At 74.9% G+C, this 17,118-nt stretch carries 16 protein-coding genes; 6 read left to right on the forward strand and 10 right to left on the reverse strand.

What is annotated here, in order from left to right:
* Positions 1–60: 60 nt before the first annotated feature.
* On the reverse strand, positions 61–777 hold the full coding sequence (gene infC, locus Sri02f_RS15350) for a translation initiation factor IF-3 (protein WP_109001777.1): 717 nt from the start codon (positions 775–777) through the stop codon (positions 61–63).
* A 373-nt stretch (positions 778–1,150) separates the two neighbouring features.
* On the opposite strand from infC, the gene Sri02f_RS15360 reads away from it, so the two are divergent.
* Positions 1,151–1,528, forward strand: a complete 378-nt coding sequence (locus tag Sri02f_RS15360; RefSeq protein ID WP_109001987.1) for a DUF1844 domain-containing protein — start codon at positions 1,151–1,153, stop codon at positions 1,526–1,528.
* A 17-nt stretch (positions 1,529–1,545) separates the two neighbouring features.
* Here Sri02f_RS15360 and Sri02f_RS15365 read toward each other — a convergent pair whose 3' ends face one another.
* On the reverse strand, positions 1,546–2,277 hold the full coding sequence (locus Sri02f_RS15365; RefSeq protein ID WP_109001988.1) for an SseB family protein: 732 nt from the start codon (positions 2,275–2,277) through the stop codon (positions 1,546–1,548).
* Between the two features lie 150 nt (positions 2,278–2,427).
* On the opposite strand from Sri02f_RS15365, the gene Sri02f_RS15370 reads away from it, so the two are divergent.
* Positions 2,428–3,426, forward strand: coding sequence for a serine hydrolase (locus Sri02f_RS15370; protein ID WP_109001779.1), 999 nt, complete (start codon positions 2,428–2,430; stop codon positions 3,424–3,426).
* 12 nt (positions 3,427–3,438) lie between these two features.
* Here the strand turns inward: Sri02f_RS15370 and mycP are convergent, their stop codons facing one another.
* Both mycP and Sri02f_RS44080 read right to left on the reverse strand, forming a co-directional pair.
* Positions 3,439–4,767 carry a type VII secretion-associated serine protease mycosin gene (gene mycP / locus Sri02f_RS15375; protein WP_109001781.1) on the reverse strand — a complete coding sequence of 443 codons (1,329 nt, stop codon included), beginning with the start codon at positions 4,765–4,767 and terminating at the stop codon, positions 3,439–3,441.
* Positions 4,764–6,749, reverse strand: a complete 1,986-nt coding sequence (locus Sri02f_RS44080; protein WP_373865100.1) for a hypothetical protein — start codon at positions 6,747–6,749, stop codon at positions 4,764–4,766. Before Sri02f_RS44080 ends, mycP begins: the two co-directional genes overlap by 4 nt.
* A gap of 281 nt (positions 6,750–7,030) precedes the next feature.
* On the opposite strand from Sri02f_RS44080, the gene Sri02f_RS15385 reads away from it, so the two are divergent.
* A complete protein-coding gene (locus Sri02f_RS15385; protein WP_109001783.1) occupies positions 7,031–8,233 on the forward strand; it encodes an amino acid deaminase/aldolase in 1,203 nt (400 codons plus the stop codon).
* Between the two features lie 13 nt (positions 8,234–8,246).
* On the opposite strand, the gene Sri02f_RS15390 is transcribed toward Sri02f_RS15385, so the two are convergent.
* The 3 genes from Sri02f_RS15390 to Sri02f_RS15400 are packed head-to-tail and all read right to left on the reverse strand — an operon-like array spanning position 8,247 to position 11,811.
* On the reverse strand, positions 8,247–9,029 hold the full coding sequence (locus Sri02f_RS15390) for a 3-oxoacyl-ACP reductase (protein WP_109001785.1): 783 nt from the start codon (positions 9,027–9,029) through the stop codon (positions 8,247–8,249).
* Complete coding sequence (locus Sri02f_RS15395; RefSeq protein ID WP_109001787.1) at positions 9,026–10,429, reverse strand: aldehyde dehydrogenase family protein; 1,404 nt, start codon at positions 10,427–10,429, stop codon at positions 9,026–9,028. Before Sri02f_RS15395 ends, Sri02f_RS15390 begins: the two co-directional genes overlap by 4 nt.
* A gap of 11 nt (positions 10,430–10,440) precedes the next feature.
* Positions 10,441–11,811: a glutamine synthetase family protein gene (locus tag Sri02f_RS15400; RefSeq protein WP_109001789.1), complete on the reverse strand. Its 1,371-nt coding sequence runs from the start codon at positions 11,809–11,811 to the stop codon at positions 10,441–10,443.
* A gap of 111 nt (positions 11,812–11,922) precedes the next feature.
* Between Sri02f_RS15400 and Sri02f_RS15405 the strand changes: the two genes are divergently transcribed.
* Together Sri02f_RS15405 and Sri02f_RS15410 are read left to right on the forward strand one after the other, a co-directional pair.
* Positions 11,923–12,657, forward strand: a complete 735-nt coding sequence (locus Sri02f_RS15405; RefSeq protein ID WP_109001791.1) for a FadR/GntR family transcriptional regulator — start codon at positions 11,923–11,925, stop codon at positions 12,655–12,657.
* 64 nt (positions 12,658–12,721) lie between these two features.
* The gene (locus Sri02f_RS15410) at positions 12,722–13,489 is read left to right on the forward strand and encodes a gamma-glutamyl-gamma-aminobutyrate hydrolase family protein (RefSeq protein ID WP_109001793.1); all 768 of its coding nucleotides are present in this window, start codon (positions 12,722–12,724) and stop codon (positions 13,487–13,489) included.
* 22 nt (positions 13,490–13,511) lie between these two features.
* Here Sri02f_RS15410 and Sri02f_RS15415 read toward each other — a convergent pair whose 3' ends face one another.
* Complete coding sequence (locus Sri02f_RS15415; RefSeq protein WP_109001795.1) at positions 13,512–14,438, reverse strand: LysR family transcriptional regulator; 927 nt, start codon at positions 14,436–14,438, stop codon at positions 13,512–13,514.
* A gap of 70 nt (positions 14,439–14,508) precedes the next feature.
* Here Sri02f_RS15415 and Sri02f_RS15420 point away from each other — a divergent pair, with 70 nt between their 5' ends.
* Positions 14,509–15,693, forward strand: coding sequence for a TDT family transporter (locus Sri02f_RS15420; protein ID WP_109001796.1), 1,185 nt, complete (start codon positions 14,509–14,511; stop codon positions 15,691–15,693).
* Here the strand turns inward: Sri02f_RS15420 and Sri02f_RS15425 are convergent.
* Both Sri02f_RS15425 and Sri02f_RS15430 read right to left on the reverse strand, forming a co-directional pair.
* Positions 15,605–16,321: a helical backbone metal receptor gene (locus Sri02f_RS15425; protein ID WP_109001797.1), complete on the reverse strand. Its 717-nt coding sequence runs from the start codon at positions 16,319–16,321 to the stop codon at positions 15,605–15,607. The genes Sri02f_RS15420 and Sri02f_RS15425 overlap by 89 nt on opposite strands.
* Positions 16,321–16,911 (reverse strand): helix-turn-helix domain-containing protein, encoded by a 591-nt coding sequence (locus tag Sri02f_RS15430; RefSeq protein ID WP_109001799.1) that lies wholly within the window; start codon positions 16,909–16,911, stop codon positions 16,321–16,323. Before Sri02f_RS15430 ends, Sri02f_RS15425 begins: the two co-directional genes overlap by 1 nt.
* Between the last annotated feature and the right edge of the window lie 207 nt (positions 16,912–17,118).

Consider the following 17,118-nt stretch of genomic DNA (forward strand, 5'->3'; position numbering starts at 1 on the left):
ACCGGGCACGGTGGAACGTCGCTGGTATCGGTTATGTCCGCGGGACTCGCGCCCCTCGGATCACGCCTCGGCGGAAGCCTCGGCAGGGGCCTCGGCGTCAGCCGCCTCGACCTCGACGTCGCTCTCGCCCTCGGCGTTCACGGCGTCGGCGTCAGCGGCGTTCTGCGAGCGACCGGGGTTGGCCTTCGCCTCGGCCTTGCGGGCCTCCTGCGCCTGCCGGGCCTCGGCCATGGCCTCGGTCTTCTTCTTGTGCGGACCGAGAACCATGATCATGTTCCGGCCGTCCTGCTTCGGGTTCGACTCGATGAAGCCGAGGTCCTCGACGTCCGACGCGAGACGCTGCAGCAGTCGGAAGCCGAGCTCCGGCCGGGACTGCTCGCGACCACGGAACATGATCGTGATCTTGACCTTGTCGCCCTGCTTGAGGAACCGGACGACGTGACCCTTTTTGGTGTCGTAGTCGTGCGGGTCGATCTTCGGCCGGAGCTTCATTTCCTTGATGACCGTGTGCGCCTGGTTCTTGCGCGCCTCACGGGCCTTCATGGCCGACTCGTACTTGAACTTCCCGTAGTCCATGAGCTTGCAGACCGGCGGGCGTGCGCTCGCGGCCACCTCGACCAGGTCGAGGTCGTACTCCTGCGCAAGCTCCAGGGCCTTGGCCAGCGGCACGATGCCGACCTGCTCGCCACTGGGACCGACAAGTCGCACTTCGGGAACGCGAATCCGGTCGTTGATGCGGGGCTCGGTGCTGATGGATCCTCCTCGGTAGCACCACACGGCAGTCTGGCGGACGGCCGCGTAACGTCTGTGTTCGATAGATTGGCAACCACGTCGAAGCACAAAAAATGCCCCGAACGGTCACATGCGGGGCTCCAAGCACTACCGGAGCACCGCCGCAAGGATCGCGGGGCGCGCTACCGGGCGACTCCATCGTCCGTACGGAACGATGGGGGCCGCCTGACCGGGGTGACCCGCCGTCCTGCGAGGACAGTCGGGTGGGAGCTCGGAGTCTCCACTTGTGGGCCGGATCCGCCTGCTGAGGGGCACGCGTGTCCGACCGGTCGTTAACCGAGATTACCAGTCCCCGCCGCGAACGGCCAATCGAGCCTCGCGACCGGACCCCGCGCGGCCTGCGCCTATCGTGTGCTGCATGAGTGACACCTCCCCCGCCGGCTCCGCCGGGACGCCCGACGCCCCCGACTTCGACGAGATGACCCGCGACATCGCCGAGGTCCCCGCCGTCGAGGTGATCGTGACGGTCGCCGTCAACCTGATGAGCGCCGCCGCGGTGAAGCTCGGCCTCACCGAGGAGGGCGACACGTACAAGGACCTCGACGAGGCCCGCAAGCTGGTGACGGCCCTCGCCGGGCTGCTGGACGCGTCCGCGACCGAGATCAGCTCCTTCCACGCGGCCCCGCTGCGCGACGGTCTGAAGTCGCTGCAACTGGCGTTCCGCGAGGCGTCGATCGTCCCGGACGAGCCGGGTCAGGGCCCGGGCGAGAAGTACACGGGCCCGGTCTACGGCTGAGCCGGGTTCCGGCGGATTCAGCTCTTCACGTACAGGGGCTCGCCCGGAGGCGTCGTCCCGGCCGGCAGCACTGCCAGGTCGAGGCCGCGCACCAGGCGGGCCCTCAGCGTTTCGTCGGCCGCGAGACGGCGGGCCACGGCCCGGGCCGTGTCGGCGGGCGCGGCCGCCGGGTCGAGGACGAGGGCCAGGGTGCCGTCGGCCTCCCCGGGCCCGAGGTGGGCGCTGAGGATTTCCGGTTCGGCGGCCACGGCGGCCCGTACCGCCGCGACGACCGCCGGGTCGGCGAGCGGATCGGTGGAGGCCCGGCCCTCGGCGAGCGCCAGCAGCGCAGGCCCGGTCAGCTCGAAGGCCACCGGTCCGGCCAGGTCGAGGACGACCGTGTCGGCCTTCTCGTGCGCGGCCGCCTGCAGCGCCTGGTGCAGGGGGACGGCGACCGGGCGGGCAGCGGGATCCCAGCGGGCGAGGGAGTCGGTGGAGGTGAAGGCGGGCAGCGCGGTGCGCGAGCCCGCCTTGAGGGTGGGGACGGCCATGTCGCTGGTCTTCTCGCGGCGCAGCCCGTGCTCGTCCTCCTCGACCTCGCCCAGCACGGCCACGACGGGGACGAGGAGCCGGGCGCCCTTCAGGGCCGCCAGCACCGGGGCCACGGCGGTGCGGTCGTCGGCCCAGGCGGCGAGCGCCGCACTCAGCCGGGGGTCGGCGGAGCCGTCGTCGTCGGAGAAGCCGGGGTCGGGAATGTTCTTGTTCGCCACGGTCGTCGACCCTATCGGGGGCAGGCCCGTGGGCCGGTGCGGGGCCCGGGTCGCCGTGCCGACGCCGTTCACGCGATTCTCAGACTCCCCTGACCCCGCTCTCACGCCGGTCCCACGCCCCGCACAGCCGTCGGCCCGACCATCACGGCCATGGAGTCCCCCGGAGCACGCCGTGGCCGCCGCGCTCGTCCCTCCCGCCGCCCCCTCCTCCCCCTCGCGCTCGCCGCGGCCGCCGTGCTGGGTGCGACGGCCGGCGGCGCCGCCTATGTGAAGGCGCGGGCCGACTCCGGCGCGCGGGCCGTATCGTCGTCGTCCTCCGCGACGCCGTCGGCATCGGCATCCACGTCGCAGTCGCAGTCGCAGTCGGAGTCGGAGGACGAGGAGGTGTCGGTGGAGAGCGAGGCGGCGCTCGGGGCGGACCGCGACGCGCAGTTGGCGGCGGCGATGAGGTCGGTGACCGTGCCGAGGGACGCGGCCGTGTCCGTGGCCGTGCTCGACCTGGCCTCCGGCGTCGGCGCCGCGTACGGCGGGGGCGTCTTCGAGACGGCGAGCATCGTCAAGGCGGACATCCTGGCCGCGCTGCTGCTGCGGGCGCAGGACGAGGGGCGTCGTCTCTCGGCGGCCGAGAAGACGTACGCCACGGCCATGATCGAGACCAGTGACAACGACGCGGCGTCGGCACTGTGGCGGACCATCGGCGAGGCCGAGGGGCTCGACGCCGCGAACGAGCGGCTCGGACTGACGCGGACCGAGGGCGGCGAGGGCATGCTGTGGGGGCTCACCCGGACCACGGCGGCCGACCAACTCACGCTGCTGCGGCAGGTGTTCGGGGACGAGTCGGAACTGAGCGAGGCATCGCGGACGTATCTGAGGGGGCTGATGGGGCGGATAGCCGCGGGCCAGGACTGGGGCGTCTCGGCCGCGGCCGACGGGTCCTCGTGGGCGCTGAAGAACGGCTGGCTGCCGCGCAGCACGACGGGGCTGTGGGTGGTCAACAGCATCGGCCGGGTGGGCGTCGGCGGCCGCGACTACGTGGTGGCCGTGCTGTCGAACGGCAACGCGACGCAGGCGGCGGGCATTTCGCTGGTGGAGGGCGCGGCGAAGGCGGCGGTGTCGGCCGCCGTCCCCTCCGCCGGCGCGGTCGGGTAGCCGGCCCGGACGCTAGGGAGTCTCGTAGGCCTCGTAGTTCTCGTAGACCTCGTAGTTCTCGCGGGCCTCGTGTGCCTCGCGCCGGTCGCGTTCCCTGCGGCCGCGCCACAGGACGACCGACGTCAGCAGCAGCACCCCGCCTGCGCCGCCCGCGAGCAGGCCCGCCCAGCTCGACGTGCCGTCGTCCGCCTTCGCCCGGTCGGGACCGGAACCGAAGTACCGCGCGCCGTAGGCGGCGGACTGCAGGCCCTCGGGCGTGAGGGCGGCGGCCGCGCGGATCGCGGCGGCCGGGTCGATGAAGCCGTAGCCGCGGGAGTCGTCGCGGCCGCCGGCGGGGGCGTTGCGGGCCGTGTCCTCCAGCAGCTTCTTGATCTGTGCGGGGGTCAGACCGGGGTGGGCGGCCTTGACGAGCGCGACGGCTCCCGAGACGAAGGCGGAGGCGGCGCTGGTCCCCCAGCCCTGGTAGTACTTGTGGTCCGGGTCGGCGATGACGACGTCGACGCCGGGCGCGCTGACGGTCGCGTACCAGCGGCGGGTGGAGAACGAGGCGCGCGTGCCGTACCGGTCGACGGCGGTCGCGGCGATGACGCCCGGGTAGGCGGCCGGGTAGGAGATGTGGTCCCCCTTCTCGCCGCCGTTGCCGGCCGAGGCGACGACGACCGAGCCCTTCTTCAGGGCGTACTGGACGGCCTCGTCCTCGGCGGGCTCGGGGTGGGCGGAGGCGGAGTCGTCGCCCAGGGAGAGGTTGATGACGTCGGCGCCCTGGTCGGCGGCCCAGCGGATGCCCTCGGCGAGGGCGTTGCCCCGGGTGTTGCGGGCCTTGGTGCGCTGCGGGTCGCCGTCCTCCAGGATCACGCGGACGGGAAGGATCTTCGCCTCCGGGGCGATCCCGAGCACCCCGTCGTCGTCGCCGTCGCCATGCCCGTGACCGGCGATGATGCTGGCCATCGCGGTGCCGTGGCGGGCCCAGGCGCGCTCACCGGGCTTCGCTCCGAAGCCCACCATGTCCTTGCCCGCGAGGACGTTGCCGACGAGGTCGGGGTGGTCGGCCTCGACGCCGGTGTCCAGGACGGCGACGGTGATGCCCCGGCCCCTGGTGGTCTGCCAGGCCTGCTGGGTGTGCAGGGCGTCCAGGGCCCACTGCTGGGCCCGGATGCCGTCGGCGTGGGCGACGGAGGGCGGCGCCAGGACGACGACGACGGCGAGGAGGCAGCTCAGGAGCCCGGCCCTGCGGGGCGTGCGCGTCGTACGGGTCCCAGGGGTCGTACGGGCCCCATGGGTCGTCCGGGTCCCGGGGGTCGTCCGGGTCCCAGGGGTCGTCCGGGTCCTGCGGGTGCTCATGAGGGCTGCTCCGAGGGCGTGACGGCGGTCTTGCGCAGGCCGCGCTCGACGCGGTCGGCGAGGCCCTGGGCCTCGTTGCCGAGGCCGGCCTGGGCGGGGTCCGTGGTGGCGCCGGTCGCGGTGGCCCGGGGGGCGGGCTGCGGGGTGTCGACGGTGCGGCCGTCGGCCCAGCCGGAGACGGCGTAGACGACGACGGGCGCGTCGGTGAGGACCGAGACCGTCCACGCGGCCCGCTGCCGGTCGCCGAACCCGGCGGCCGCGGTGCCCTTCGCGGCGTACGGGCGCGGCATCAGATCCGCCCGCTGGGCCAGGCCCTCCTTGGCGAAACGGGCGTCGAGCGCGCGCATGGCGGCGGCGTCCGCCTTGGTGAACAGCAGGCCGACGGTGGTCACGTAGCTCTGGGTGGCGTCGGTGTAGGTGGCGCGCAGGAGGCGCTGGCAGCCGACCGGGGCGAGCACCTTGAGCAGCAGCGGGTCGAAGGCGTCGGCGCAGCCGCCGTCCGGGGCGACGGCGATCCGCGTCCAGGTGCGGTCGGCGCCGCCGGGGCCGGCGCCCTGTCCGTCCACGGTGGGCGGGAACAGCTGGTCCACGGGCACGTTGTGCCACAGACCGCCGGCGCTCGTGTAGGCGCTGCGTTCGGCGCTCTCCCCCGAGCCGCCGAGGAGCCAGCTGCCGGTCGCCGCGCCGCCGATGAGGCCCAGTCCGAGGACGACGCAGGCGGCGGCCGCGGCGGTGCGGGCGCGTCTGCCGAGGATACGGGGCGTGTATCCCTCGGGCCGGGCGAACGTGACCACGGGCCGGGTGGCGCCGGGAGCGCCGCCGGGCGTCATGGGAGCGCTCCAGGAGAGCGCCGGATCGGGTCCGTCCGCCGTCCCCGGAGTGCCGTCGGGCCGCCGTGGGATCTCCGGCCGCTGTTCCGCGGACGGCGGCGGGGCGATGGTGAAGTCGGGTTGCCGCACGGCCGCCCCAGGACTCCAGGCGGGCGCCTCGTCCGCCGCCGGACCCGGTCGGGAGCCGCCGCGCGGTCCGGTTCCGGCGCCGTCCGTCCACGTCTCGTGCCGGACCGCCCCGGGCACGGGCACCCAGCCGCGCGGCAGGGGCGACCAGGCCCGCTCGCCCGCGCGGTCGGCGGCGGGTCCGGGGGCGGTCGCGTCGTCCGGGCCGGCGGAGCGCGTGCTCCCCGCCTCAGCGGGACGGCCGCCGCCCGCGCCGGAGCGGCCGGGAGCCGTCGGACCGGTCACGCGCGCGTCCGACGCGGACACCGCGTCGGACGGGGGCGCGCCGAAGGGGCGACGGGGGGCGGAGGCGTCGGCGGACGGCGGGGGGTCCGTGGGGGCGGGGCGGGGGGCCGGCCTGGCGGGGCGCGGGGGCCGGCGGAAGTCGTGCGGCGGGCCGGAGCGCGGGACGTCCGGGGCGGAAGGGCGCTCCTCGGCGCGTCCGGGCGTCGCGGTGTCGTCTCGACGGGCGGCCGGGGCGGGGCGGCTCGGGGGCGGCGGGGTGTCCGGGAAGCGTGCCGACGCTGGCGGCGGGGGCGGGGTCATGGCGTCCGTGTGCTGGGCCCGCAGCCTGACGAAGCGGGGGGCGGTGCGGGAGAGGGGGCCGGCGGTGTCGGAGGCGGCCGGGGCGCCGTTGCCCGCGCGCTCCTCGGCGGCCTGCGCCTGCGCCGGGCCCGTGGACGTCCCGCGCGCGGGATCCGTCCCGGCCGCCTCGGACGTGGTCCGGCGTGCGAAGCCGCGCTCCTGCGGGCCGGGCGTCGCACGCGGAGCGGGAGCCCGCTCCGGTCGGCCGCCGGTCGCTGGGCGGGCCGGCTCGGCGGCTTCGGCGGCAGCCGGGTCCGCCGGTCGCGTCGGTTGCGCCGGGACGGCGTCCGGCGTCGGGGGCCGGGACGGGCGGGGCGGAGCCGTCGGGCGCGGGGGGACGCCGGGCTGGGGAGGCACGTCGGGTCGCGGCGGGACCGAGGCGCGGCGTGCTTCCGTGCTCATGCACCCCCCGTTTCTTCGTCCGCGGGCCGTCGTTCTGGTACGCGGGCCGTCGTTCTCGTCGCCCGGCGGCCCGGTCGGACGCGGCGGTCCGTTCCGGGCAGCCATACCCGCACGGGCGGAGCGGCATCCCGACGCGGGCGTCCGGTCGGAGCCGTCCCTGCGTGCGTGCGCGTCACTCTACGGCTTGTCGCCCGGCAAACGGGAACCCGTCCGCGCCGTCGGGGGCTTCTGCCCGGAACGTCCCCCTACCCTGCGGTAATCCTGTCTGGCAGGCTGCGTCCATGACTGCGCGCGCCGCCGACCGGGCCCGTTACGACCGGGCCACCGCCCATCTCGACGCCCCCCTCGCCCTCGTGGACCTGGAGGCCTTCGACGCCAACGCCGACGACCTGGTGCGCCGGGCCGGGGGCAAGCCGATCCGCGTCGCCAGCAAGTCGGTGCGCTGCCGGACGCTGTTGGAACGCGTCCTGGCGAAGGACGGCTTCGCCGGGATCATGTCGTTCACCCTCGCCGAGTCCCTGTGGCTGGCCCGCTCGGGGTTCGAGGACGTCCTCCTCGCCTACCCGTCGGCCGACCGCGCCGGCTTCGCGGAGCTCGCCGCCGACCCCAAGCTCGCCGCGACCGTCACCGTCATGGTCGACGACGTCGCCCAGCTGGACCTGATCGACGCGGCGCGCGGCGAGGGCGCCGAAGTGATCCGCGTCTGCCTGGAGTTGGACACCTCGCTGAAGCTGCTCGGCGGCCGGCTGCGGGTCGGCGCCCTGCGTTCTCCGCTGCACTCCCCCGCCCAGGTGGCGGACGTGGCGAGGGCGGTGTCCCGGCGGCCCGGTTTCGCCCTGGTGGGGATCATGGCGTACGAGGGGCACATCGCCGGGGTGGGGGACGCCGTCGCGGGGCGGCCCCTGCGCTCCCGGGCCGTCCGGCTGATGCAGGCCGCCGCCCGGCGCGAGCTCGCCGAGCGGCGCGCCGCGGTGGTGCGCGCGGTGCGGGCCGTCGTCCCGGACCTGGAGTTCGTCAACGGCGGCGGCACCGGCAGTGTGCAGCACACGGCCGCCGAGGACGCGGTCACGGAGATCGCGGCCGGTTCGGGGCTGTACGTGCCGCGTCTGTTCGACAACTACACGTCGTTCAGCGGGCGTCCGGCCGCGCTGTTCGCCCAGCCCGTCGTGCGGCGGCCCGGGGTGGGGATCGTGACCGTCCTCGGCGGCGGGTATCCCGCCTCCGGCGCCGCCGGACCCGACCGGCTGCCCGTGCCGTATCTGCCCGAGGGGCTGCGGTACGACCCCCAGGAGGGCCCCGGCGAGGTGCAGACCCCGCTCATCGGCTCCCCCGCCGACGATCTGCTGATCGGCGACAAGGTGTGGTTCCGGCACGCGAAGGCCGGTGAGCTGTGCGAGCGGTTCGACGAACTGCACCTCGTCGAGGGGGAGTCGGTGACGGCGACCGTGCCGACCTACCGGGGCGAGGGCCGGACGTTCCTCTGACCCGGGGCGCGGCCTACAGCGGGGTCACGTAGGCGCCGGAGATCCCGCCGTCCACGAGGAAGTCGGTGGCGTTGACGAAGGAGGAGTCGTCGCTGGCCAGGAAGGCGACGGCGGCGGCGATCTCCTCGGCCTCGGCGAACCGGCCCACGGGGATGTGGACCAGGCGGCGGGCGGCCCGCTCGGGGTCCTTGGCGAACAGCTCCTGCAGCAGCGGGGTGTTGACCGGGCCGGGGCACAGGGCGTTCACCCGGATGCCCTCCCGCGCGAACTGCACGCCCAGCTCGCGGGACATGGCCAGGACGCCGCCCTTGGACGCCGTGTACGAGATCTGCGAGGTCGCCGCGCCCATCCTCGCCACGAACGAGGCCGTGTTGATGATCGAGCCCCGGCCCTGGCGCCGCATGTAGGGGATGGCGGCCTTGCAGCACAGGTAGACGGAGGTCAGGTTGACCTCCTGGACCCGCTTCCAGGCCTCCAGGCCGGTCTCCAGGATGGAGTCGTCGTCGGGCGGTGAGATCCCGGCGTTGTTGAACGCGATGTCGACGCTGCCGTAGGTGTCGTGAGCGGTCCTGAACAGCGCCTCGACCTGTTCGGGGTCGGTGACGTCGACCTTCACGAAGACGCCGCCGATCTCCTCGGCGGCGGCCTTGCCGCGTGTCTCGTCGACGTCGCCGCAGACCACGTGCGCCCCCTCGGCGGCGAGCCGGCGGGCGGTGGCGAGTCCGATGCCGCTGCCGGCTCCGGTGACGACGGCGGTGCGGCCGACGAGCCGGCGGCAGACGATCTCTCTGGTCACTGTGCGGGGCCCTCCGTGCTGATGAAGACGTTCTTGGTCTCGGTGAAGGCGGTCAGGGCGTCCGGACCCAGCTCACGGCCCACGCCGGACTGCTTGTAGCCGCCGAAGGGGGTCCAGTAGCGGACGCTGGAGTGGGAGTTGACGGACAGGTTCCCGGCCCGCACGGCCTGCGAGACGCGCAGGGCGCGGCCCACGTCCCGGGTCCAGACGGAGCCGGAGAGGCCGTAGGGGGTGTCGTTGGCGAGCCGGATCGCGTCCGCCTCGTCGGTGAAGGGGAGCAGGACGGCCACGGGGCCGAAGATCTCCTCGCGGGCGGCGGGCGAGTCGGGCGCGGCGCCGGTGAGGACGGTCGGCGGGAACCAGAAGCCAGGGCCCTCGGGCGCGCCGCCGCGCAGCGCTCGGGCGCCGTCCGGCACGAACGACCGTACGCGGTCCACCTGCTGACGGGAGATCAGCGGGCCCATCTGCGTGCCCTCGTCGGCCGGGTCGCCGACCACGACGGCGGCCAGTTCGCGCGCCAGGTGGTCGGCGACCTCGTCGTAGACCGACTCCTGGACGAGGATGCGGGTGCGGGCGCAGCAGTCCTGGCCGGAGTTGTCGAGGAACGAGAACGGGTCGACGGCCCGCTTCAGGTCGGCGTCCGCGAAGACGACGTTGGGGCTCTTGCCGCCCAGTTCGAGGGTGACCGGCTTGACCTGGCCGGCGCAGCGCTGCATCACCTCGCGGCCGGTGCGGGTGGAGCCCGTGAACACGATCTTCGCGACGCCGGGGTGGTCGACGAGCGCCCGTCCGGCGACCGCGCCGTGGCCGGGCAGCACCTGGAAGAGGTGCTCGGGCAGGCCTGCCTCCAGCGCCAGTTCGGCCAGGCGCAGGGCGGTGAGGGGGGTGGTCTCGGCGGGCTTGAGGACGACGGCGTTGCCGGCGGCGAGGGCCGGGACGGAGCCCCAGGCGGCGATCGGCATCGGGAAGTTCCAGGGGGCGATCACGCCGACCACGCCGAGGGGTTCGTGGAAGGTGACGTTCCAGCCGCCGGGGACGGGGATCTGGCTGCCCAGGAGCCGCTCCACGCCGCCGGCGGCGTAGAGCAGCAGGTCGCGGGCGTTGCCGGCCTCCCAGCGGGCGTTGCCGAGGAGATGGCCGGCCTCGCGGACCTCCAGCAGCGCCAGTTCCTCGACGTGGGCGTCGACGGCGTCGGCGAAGCGGCGCAGCAGGCGGGCCCGGTCGGCGGGGGCGGCGGCGGCCCAGGCGGCCTGGGCGGCGCCCGCACGGGTGACCGCGCGGTCGACGTCGGCCGCGTCGGCGGCGGGGACGGTGGCGACGACCTCCTCGGTGGCCGGGTTGAGGACGGTGAGCTCGGGCGGGAGCGGCTCGGGCGGGGACGGGGCGTGCGGGTGGGACACGGCGGGACCTTTCACAAGCGTTCGAAGGAGCGGCGCAGCTCCCAGTCGGTGACCGCGGCGTCGAAGGCGGCCAGCTCGACGCGTGCCATGTTGCGGTAGTGGGCGACGACCTCCTCGCCGAAGGCGGCCCGCGCGATCGGGCTGTTCTCCCAGAGCTCGGCGGCCTCGCGCAGGGTGGTGGGCACGTGCGCGTAGTCGGCGGTGTAGGCGTTGCCGGCGCAGGCCTCGGGCAGCTCCAGTTTCTGCTCGACGCCGTACAGGCCCGCGGCGATCAGCCCGGCCACCGCGAGGTGCGGGTTGACGTCGCCGCCCGGCAGCCGGTTCTCGAAGCGCATGGAGCGGCCGTGGCCGACGACCCGCAGCGCGCAGGTGCGGTTGTCGTGCCCCCAGGCGACGGCGGTCGGGGCGAAGGAGCCGGGCTGGAACCGCTTGTAGGAGTTGATGTTGGGGGCGTAGAGCAGGGAGAAGTCGCGCAGGGCGGCGAGCTGCCCGGCGAGGAAGTGGCGCATGAGGCCGGACATGTGGTCCGGGTCCTGGTCCGTGCCGGCCATGACGTTCGCGCCGTCGGCGTCGGCGAGCGAGAGGTGGATGTGGCAGGAGTTGCCCTCGCGCTCGTTGTACTTGGCCATGAAGGTCAGCGAGACGCCCTCCTGGGCGGCGATCTCCTTGGCGCCGGTCTTGTAGACCGCGTGCTGGTCGCAGGTGACCAGGGCTTCGTCGTAGCGGAAGGCGATCTCGTGCTGGCCGGGGTTGCACTCGCCCTTGGCGGACTCGACGGTGAGTCCGGCGCCCGCCATCTCGTTGCGGATGCGGCGCAGCAGCGGCTCCACCCGGCCGGTGCCGAGCACCGAGTAGTCGACGTTGTACTGGTTGACGGGGGTGAGACCCCGGTAGTTCGCGTCCCAGGCGGCCTCGTAGCTGTCCTTGAAGACGATGAACTCCAGCTCGGTGCCGACCTGCGCGGTGAGGCCGTGCTCGGCCAGACGCTCCAGCTGGCGGCGCAGGATCTGCCGCGGGGCGGCGGTCACGGGCGAGCCGTCGTGCCAGGCCAGGTCGGCGATCAGCATCGCCGTGCCGGCGTTCCAGGGCACCCGCCGCAGGGTGGACAGGTCGGGATGCATGGCGAAGTCGCCGTAGCCGCTCTCCCAGGAGGACATGGCGTACCCGTCGACGGTGTTCATCTCCGCGTCGACGGCGAGGAGGTAGTTGCAGCCCTCGGTGCCGTTCCGGAGGACCTCGTCGAGGAAGAATCCGGCGGCGAAGCGCTTGCCCTGGAGGCGCCCTTGCATGTCCGGGAAGGCGAGGACGACAGTGTCGATCTCACCGCCCGCGACGAGGGCGTGCAGTTCCTCGACGGCGAGCGGGGGTGTGCGGTCTGCCACGGGAGGGCCTCCTCAGGCTTCCTGGCTTCTGTCGCCTTCTGCGGGTCGGCCGGTGACCGATGGCCATAAGGTATTGCGGAGAACCATTGCTTGGGAAGGGGGCGCGGCCCGATGGCGGTGAGCGCTGACGGCGGACCGGACGACCGGCTGACCCCGGTGCTGCGGCCGGTGCGGGCCGGCAACGGTTTCGAGGAGGCGCTGGAGCAGATCCTGCAGGTGGTGCGGCTGGGTCTGGTACCGGGGGGCGAACGGCTGCCGGCCGAGCGGGAGCTGGCGGAGCGGCTCGGCATCAGCCGGGTGACGCTGCGCGAGGTGCTCAAGGTCCTCCAGGACCAGGGCCTGGTGGAGGCCCGCCGGGGCCGGTACGGCGGGACGTTCGTGCTGCCGCGCACGGACGCCGGCGGCGAGGACGAGCTGCGGCGGCGCGTCGCGAGGACCGACATCGAGGACGTGCTGCGCTTCCGGGAGGTGCTGGAGGTGGGCGCCGCCGGGCTGTGCGCCGCGCACGGCCTGTCGGACGAGCGGGCGGGGCGGCTGCGCGAGGCTCTGGCCGGCACGGCGGACGCCCCGCTGGCCGACTACCGCCGCCGGGACACGCTGCTCCACCTGACCCTGGCCGAGCTGTGCGGTTCCCCGTCGCTGACCGCGCAGTACGCGGCGGTGCGGGCCACGGTGAACGACCTGCTGGACTGCATACCGCTGCTCGTGCGCAACCTGGAGCACTCCCAGCGCCAGCACGCGGCGCTGGTCGACGCGGTGCTGGAGGGGGACGCGGACGGCGCGCGGGAGATGATGCGCGAGCACTGCGCCGGGACGGCGGCCCTGCTCAGGGGCTTCCTCGCGTGAGAGACGCGCGCGCAGGGGTCGCACAATGGTAGGAAGGCGGTCCATTGAACGGCCGGAGGGGCACATGACGACTACGGCGGAGGCGACGGAGGCCGCGGCCGGCGCGACGACGACGGGCGGCAGGCCGCTGATCGGCGTCAGCACGTATCTGGAGCCGGGTGCGCGCTGGGGTGTGTGGGAGCTGGAAGCGGCGCTGCTGCCCGCCGGATACCCACGGCTCGTGCAGCGGGCCGGCGGACTGGCCGCGATGCTCCCGCCGGACGCGCCCCGGCACGCGCCGGCGACCGCGGCCCGCCTCGACGCGCTGGTGATCGCGGGCGGCCCCGACGTCGAACCCTGCCGCTACGGCGCGGAGCCCGACCCCCGCACCGGGCCCCCGGCGCGGGAACGCGACGCGTGGGAGCTGGCGCTGATCGAGGCGGCGCTGGCGGCCGGTCTGCCGCTGCTCGGCATCTGCCGGGGCATGCAGCTCCTGAACGTCGCACTCGGCGGCACCCTCACGCAGCACCTCGACGGGCACGTCGAGGCCGTGGGCGTCGTCGGCCGCCACCCGGTCGAGCCGGTTCCGGGCACGCTCTACGCCCGGGTGGTCGCGGAGGAGACCTCGGTGCCGACCTATCACCACCAGGCGGTGGACCGCCTGGGCACGGGTCTGGTCGCGTCGGCGCACGCGGCGGACGGCACCGTGGAGGCCGTCGAGCTGCCGTCGGCCGGCTGGGTGCTGGGGGTGCAGTGGCATCCGGAGATGGGCGAGGACATCCGGGTCATGCGCGCCCTGGTCGCCGCCGCCTCCCGCCCCGCCGCCTCCCGCCCCACGCAGCCCGCCTCCTGAGGGACGCCGGGCGGGCGGCCGGTCAGCCTCGGGTCAGGGTCAGGAGTTCCCTCGCCGGGCCTGTCGGGCGGTGCCCGGTGGGCCACACGGCGCGCAGGTCCCGGGTCAGCGACACCCCGTCCACCGGTATCGCCACCAGCCGCCGCAGCGCCAGCTCCTCGCCCACGGCGAGCTCGCTCAGCACCGCAGGGCCGGCCCCGCTCACCGCCGCCGCCTTCACCGCCGTCGTCGAGGAGAGCTCGATCAGCGGCCGGGCCAGGCCGCCCAGGGCCGTGTCGAGGACCTGACGGGTTCCCGAACCCTTCTCCCGCAGGATCAGTGGCGTCGAGGCCAGCTCGGCGGCGTCCAGCGGCCGCCGGCGGCGGGCCCAGGGGTGGCCGGGCGCGACGACCACGACGAGCCGGTCGTGCGCTATCACGGCGGAGTCCAGGCCGGCCGGCGCCGTGAGCCCCTCCACGAAGCCGAGATCCGCCTCCCCCGCCAGCAACCGCTCCGCGACGGCCGCCGAGTTGCCCGCGAGCAGCGACACCGCCGTGTCCGGCCGGCCCGCGCGCAGCGCGAGCAGCCAGCCGGGCAGCAGGTACTCCGCGATCGTCATGCTGGCCGCCACCCGCAGCCGCGAGTCCCGCCGGTCCCGCAGCGCCTGCGCCCCCGCGTCGAAGGCCCGCGCCGCCTCGACGATCCGCCCCGCCCAGTCCGTCACCAGGGCGCCCGCGTCGGTGAGCCGGGAACCGCGCGGCGAACGGTCCACCAACGCCACGCCCAGCTGGCGCTCCATGGACCGGATCCGGCTGCTCGCGGCGGGCTGGGTGATGCCCAGCTCCCGCGCGGCCGCGCCCAGGCTGCCCAGCCGGGCCACCGCCAGCAGCAGCTCCAGCGCGCCCAGGTCCGGCACCCGGTGCGCGATCGAGCCGCCGCCGTCCCGTCCCTCTTCCTCCACGCTCCCCATAAGCCCAGCTTATGTCCCCATAGAGCCGTCCTCCCTGGTCGCGGGCGCGCCCGCGGGCGACCGTGGAGACATGGTCACCGCCGCCCAGCCCCTGTCCGTCCTGCCCCGCCCGCGCGCCGACGCCGTCCGTCATCTCGGACCGAACTGGTACGCCGCGGTGATGGGCACCGCGATCGTGGCGACCGCGGGCGCCGCGCTGCCGGTCCGGGTCCCGGGACTGCGGCCGCTGTGCGCCGCGTTCTGGGCGCTCTCCCTCGTCCTGCTGGCGGCGCTGCTCCTCGCCCGCGCCCTGCACTGGCGCCACCATCGCGACCGGGCCCGCGCGCACCTCCTCGACCCGGCGACGGCGCCCTTCTACGGCTGCCTCGCGATGGCGCTGCTCGCCGTCGGGGGCGGCGCGCTCACCGTGGGCCGGGACTGGATCGGCGTCGACGCCGCGGTCGCCCTCGACGCCGTGCTGTTCACGGCCGGCACGGTCGTCGCCCTCACGGCCGCCGTCGCCGTGCCGTATCTGATGGCCGTGCGCCATCGCGTGACGGCGTCGCAGGCCACGCCGGTGTGGCTGCTGCCGCTCGTCGCGCCGATGGTGTCCGCCGCGCTCGGCCCGCTGCTGGTGCCGTATCTGCCGGCCGGGCAGCCGCGGCAGACGCTGCTGTTCGCGTGCCTCGCGCTGTTCGGGCTGAGCCTGCTGGCCACGTTCGTCATGCTGCCGCTGGTGTTCGGGCGGCTGGTGACCGGCGGGCCGCCGCCCCTCGCGCTCACACCGGCCCTGTTCCTCGTGCTCGGGCCGCTCGGCCAGTCCACGACCGCCGCCGGGAAGTTCGCCGAGGTCGCTCCGGGCGTGGTGCCGGGGCCGGACGGCCGCGCTCCCGGCGGACTCGGTGGTCTCGGTGGTCTCGCCGTGCTGTACGGGGTGCCCGTCATGGGCTTCGCGCTGCTGTGGCTGTGTCTGGCCACCGCGCATGTGGCGCGGGCCCGCCGGCACGGGATGGGCTTCACGATGACGTGGTGGGCGTTCACCTTCCCGGTCGGCACCTGTGTGACCGGTGCGGCCGCGCTGGCCCGGCCCACCGGGCTGGTCGCCTTCGACGTGCTCGCCTGCGCGCTGTACCTCGTGCTGGTCGCCGCCTGGGGCGTCGTCGCCGGGCACACCGCCCGCGGGCTGCTCAGCGGCGCGCTGCTCGCAGCGCCTCGCCCAGCGCCTGCGGGGCCTCGGCGAGGGACGGGCCGTACCACGTCAGGTGCCGTCCGCTGACCAGAGCGCAGGGCACGTCGGGGAAGGCCTCGGGGCCGTCGTCGGCGGTGAAGCGGTAGGGCTCGTCCGGGAGCACGACGAGGTCCGGCGCGGCCGCCCGCAGTTCCGCCACCGGGATGCGCGGATAGCGCTCGGGGTGCCCGGCGTGGAGGTGGTCGACGCCCAGGCGGGCCAGCACGTCCCCGGCGAACGTGTCCCTGCCCAGCACCATCCAGGGGCGGCGCCAGATCGGCACGACGGCCGTCCGGCGGTCGGCCGGCGGCGGCTCCGCCCAGGCCTCCTCGGCCCGCGCCAGCCAGTCAGGACGGAGCGGCCCCCCGCAGGCGTCGAGGACCCGCGACAGTTCCCGGAAGGCCTGCGGGACGTCCCGCACCTCCGTCACCAGGACCCGCAGTCCGGCCGCCCGCAGAGCGGTCAGGTCCGGTTCCCGGTTCTCCTCCTCGTTGGCGATCACCAGATCGGGGGCGAGGCCGACGATCCGGTCCACGGCGGGGTTCTTGGTCCCGCCGATCCGGGTGACGTCGAGGTCCGCGGGGTGGCTGCACCAGTCGGTCGCCCCGACCAGGACGCCGGGCACGGTGACGGCCACGGCCTCGGTGAGCGACGGCACCAGGGAGACGACCCGCACTACCGCTTCCGCCCCCGGTCCCGGACCGCCTCGATGTGCTCGGCCACCGCGACGACGACCACGCGGGTGTCCGCCACGGTCGCCCGCCAGCGGTGGCGGACGCCGCCGGTGAGGTACAGGGTGTCGCCGCGGCCGAGCCGGTAGGCGCGGCCCTCCGCCTCGATCTCCACCGCGCCGTCGGCGACGTACATCAACTGGTCGTTGCGGTACTGGAATTCCCGCCCGGCGTCGTGATCGCCGGTGAACTCGGAGGCGTGCATCTGGTGGTGCCCGCGCACCAGGGAGCGGGAGCGGGGCTGGGCGTCGGACGTCTGCCCCTGGAGCTGTTCGGCGACCTCGGCGCGCACGACGTCCACGCTGCAGGCCGGGTCGGCGGCGGCGAGGAGTTCGACGGCGGTGGTGCGCAGCGCGTCGGCGACCTTCTCCAGGGAGCCCGTGCTGGGCCGCGCGCGGTCGTTCTCGATCTGGCTCAGGAAGGGCACCGACAGGCCGCTGCGCTCGGCCACGACGGCGAGGGTGAGCTCCAGGGAGCGGCGCCGGCGGCGCACGGCCGCGCCCACCCGCAGGGGCTGTTCTTTGTGGTCGCCCATCGCTCCGGCTCCCTCCTTCGCTCGTCGGCGCCGTGTGCCCGGTGTGCTCTCGGGCACGTCTTCTGGTGAGTTCTCTGCACCCTATGCAGGTTCGGCAAACCGTTTCATGCGCCCGTCACATCGAGGACACGCGGGGTGACACGCGACCTCACAGTTCACGCCAGTCGACCGGAGCCCGGAGGCGGCGGGTGCGGCGCCGCCCTCCCG

This window comes from Streptomyces rishiriensis (genome assembly GCF_003112535.1).
In the GTDB taxonomy this organism is placed as follows: Bacteria; Actinomycetota; Actinomycetes; order Streptomycetales; family Streptomycetaceae; genus Streptomyces; species Streptomyces rishiriensis.

What these genes read in the sequence shown, in the direction of transcription:
- mycP (WP_109001781.1), bottom strand. Translation starts at nt 4,767, where the DNA reads ATGAGCACCCGCAGGACCCGGACGACCCCTGGGACCCGGACGACCCCC.
- Sri02f_RS15410 (WP_109001793.1), top strand. Translation starts at nt 12,722, where the DNA reads ATGACGACTACGGCGGAGGCGACGGAGGCCGCGGCCGGCGCGACGACG.
- Sri02f_RS44080 (WP_373865100.1), bottom strand. Translation starts at nt 6,749, where the DNA reads ATGAGCACGGAAGCACGCCGCGCCTCGGTCCCGCCGCGACCCGACGTG.
- Sri02f_RS15370 (WP_109001779.1), top strand. Translation starts at nt 2,428, where the DNA reads ATGGAGTCCCCCGGAGCACGCCGTGGCCGCCGCGCTCGTCCCTCCCGC.
- Sri02f_RS15415 (WP_109001795.1), bottom strand. Translation starts at nt 14,438, where the DNA reads ATGGGGAGCGTGGAGGAAGAGGGACGGGACGGCGGCGGCTCGATCGCG.
- Sri02f_RS15385 (WP_109001783.1), top strand. Translation starts at nt 7,031, where the DNA reads ATGACTGCGCGCGCCGCCGACCGGGCCCGTTACGACCGGGCCACCGCC.
- Sri02f_RS15420 (WP_109001796.1), top strand. Translation starts at nt 14,509, where the DNA reads ATGGTCACCGCCGCCCAGCCCCTGTCCGTCCTGCCCCGCCCGCGCGCC.
- Sri02f_RS15430 (WP_109001799.1), bottom strand. Translation starts at nt 16,911, where the DNA reads ATGGGCGACCACAAAGAACAGCCCCTGCGGGTGGGCGCGGCCGTGCGC.
- Sri02f_RS15360 (WP_109001987.1), top strand. Translation starts at nt 1,151, where the DNA reads ATGAGTGACACCTCCCCCGCCGGCTCCGCCGGGACGCCCGACGCCCCC.
- Sri02f_RS15405 (WP_109001791.1), top strand. Translation starts at nt 11,923, where the DNA reads ATGGCGGTGAGCGCTGACGGCGGACCGGACGACCGGCTGACCCCGGTG.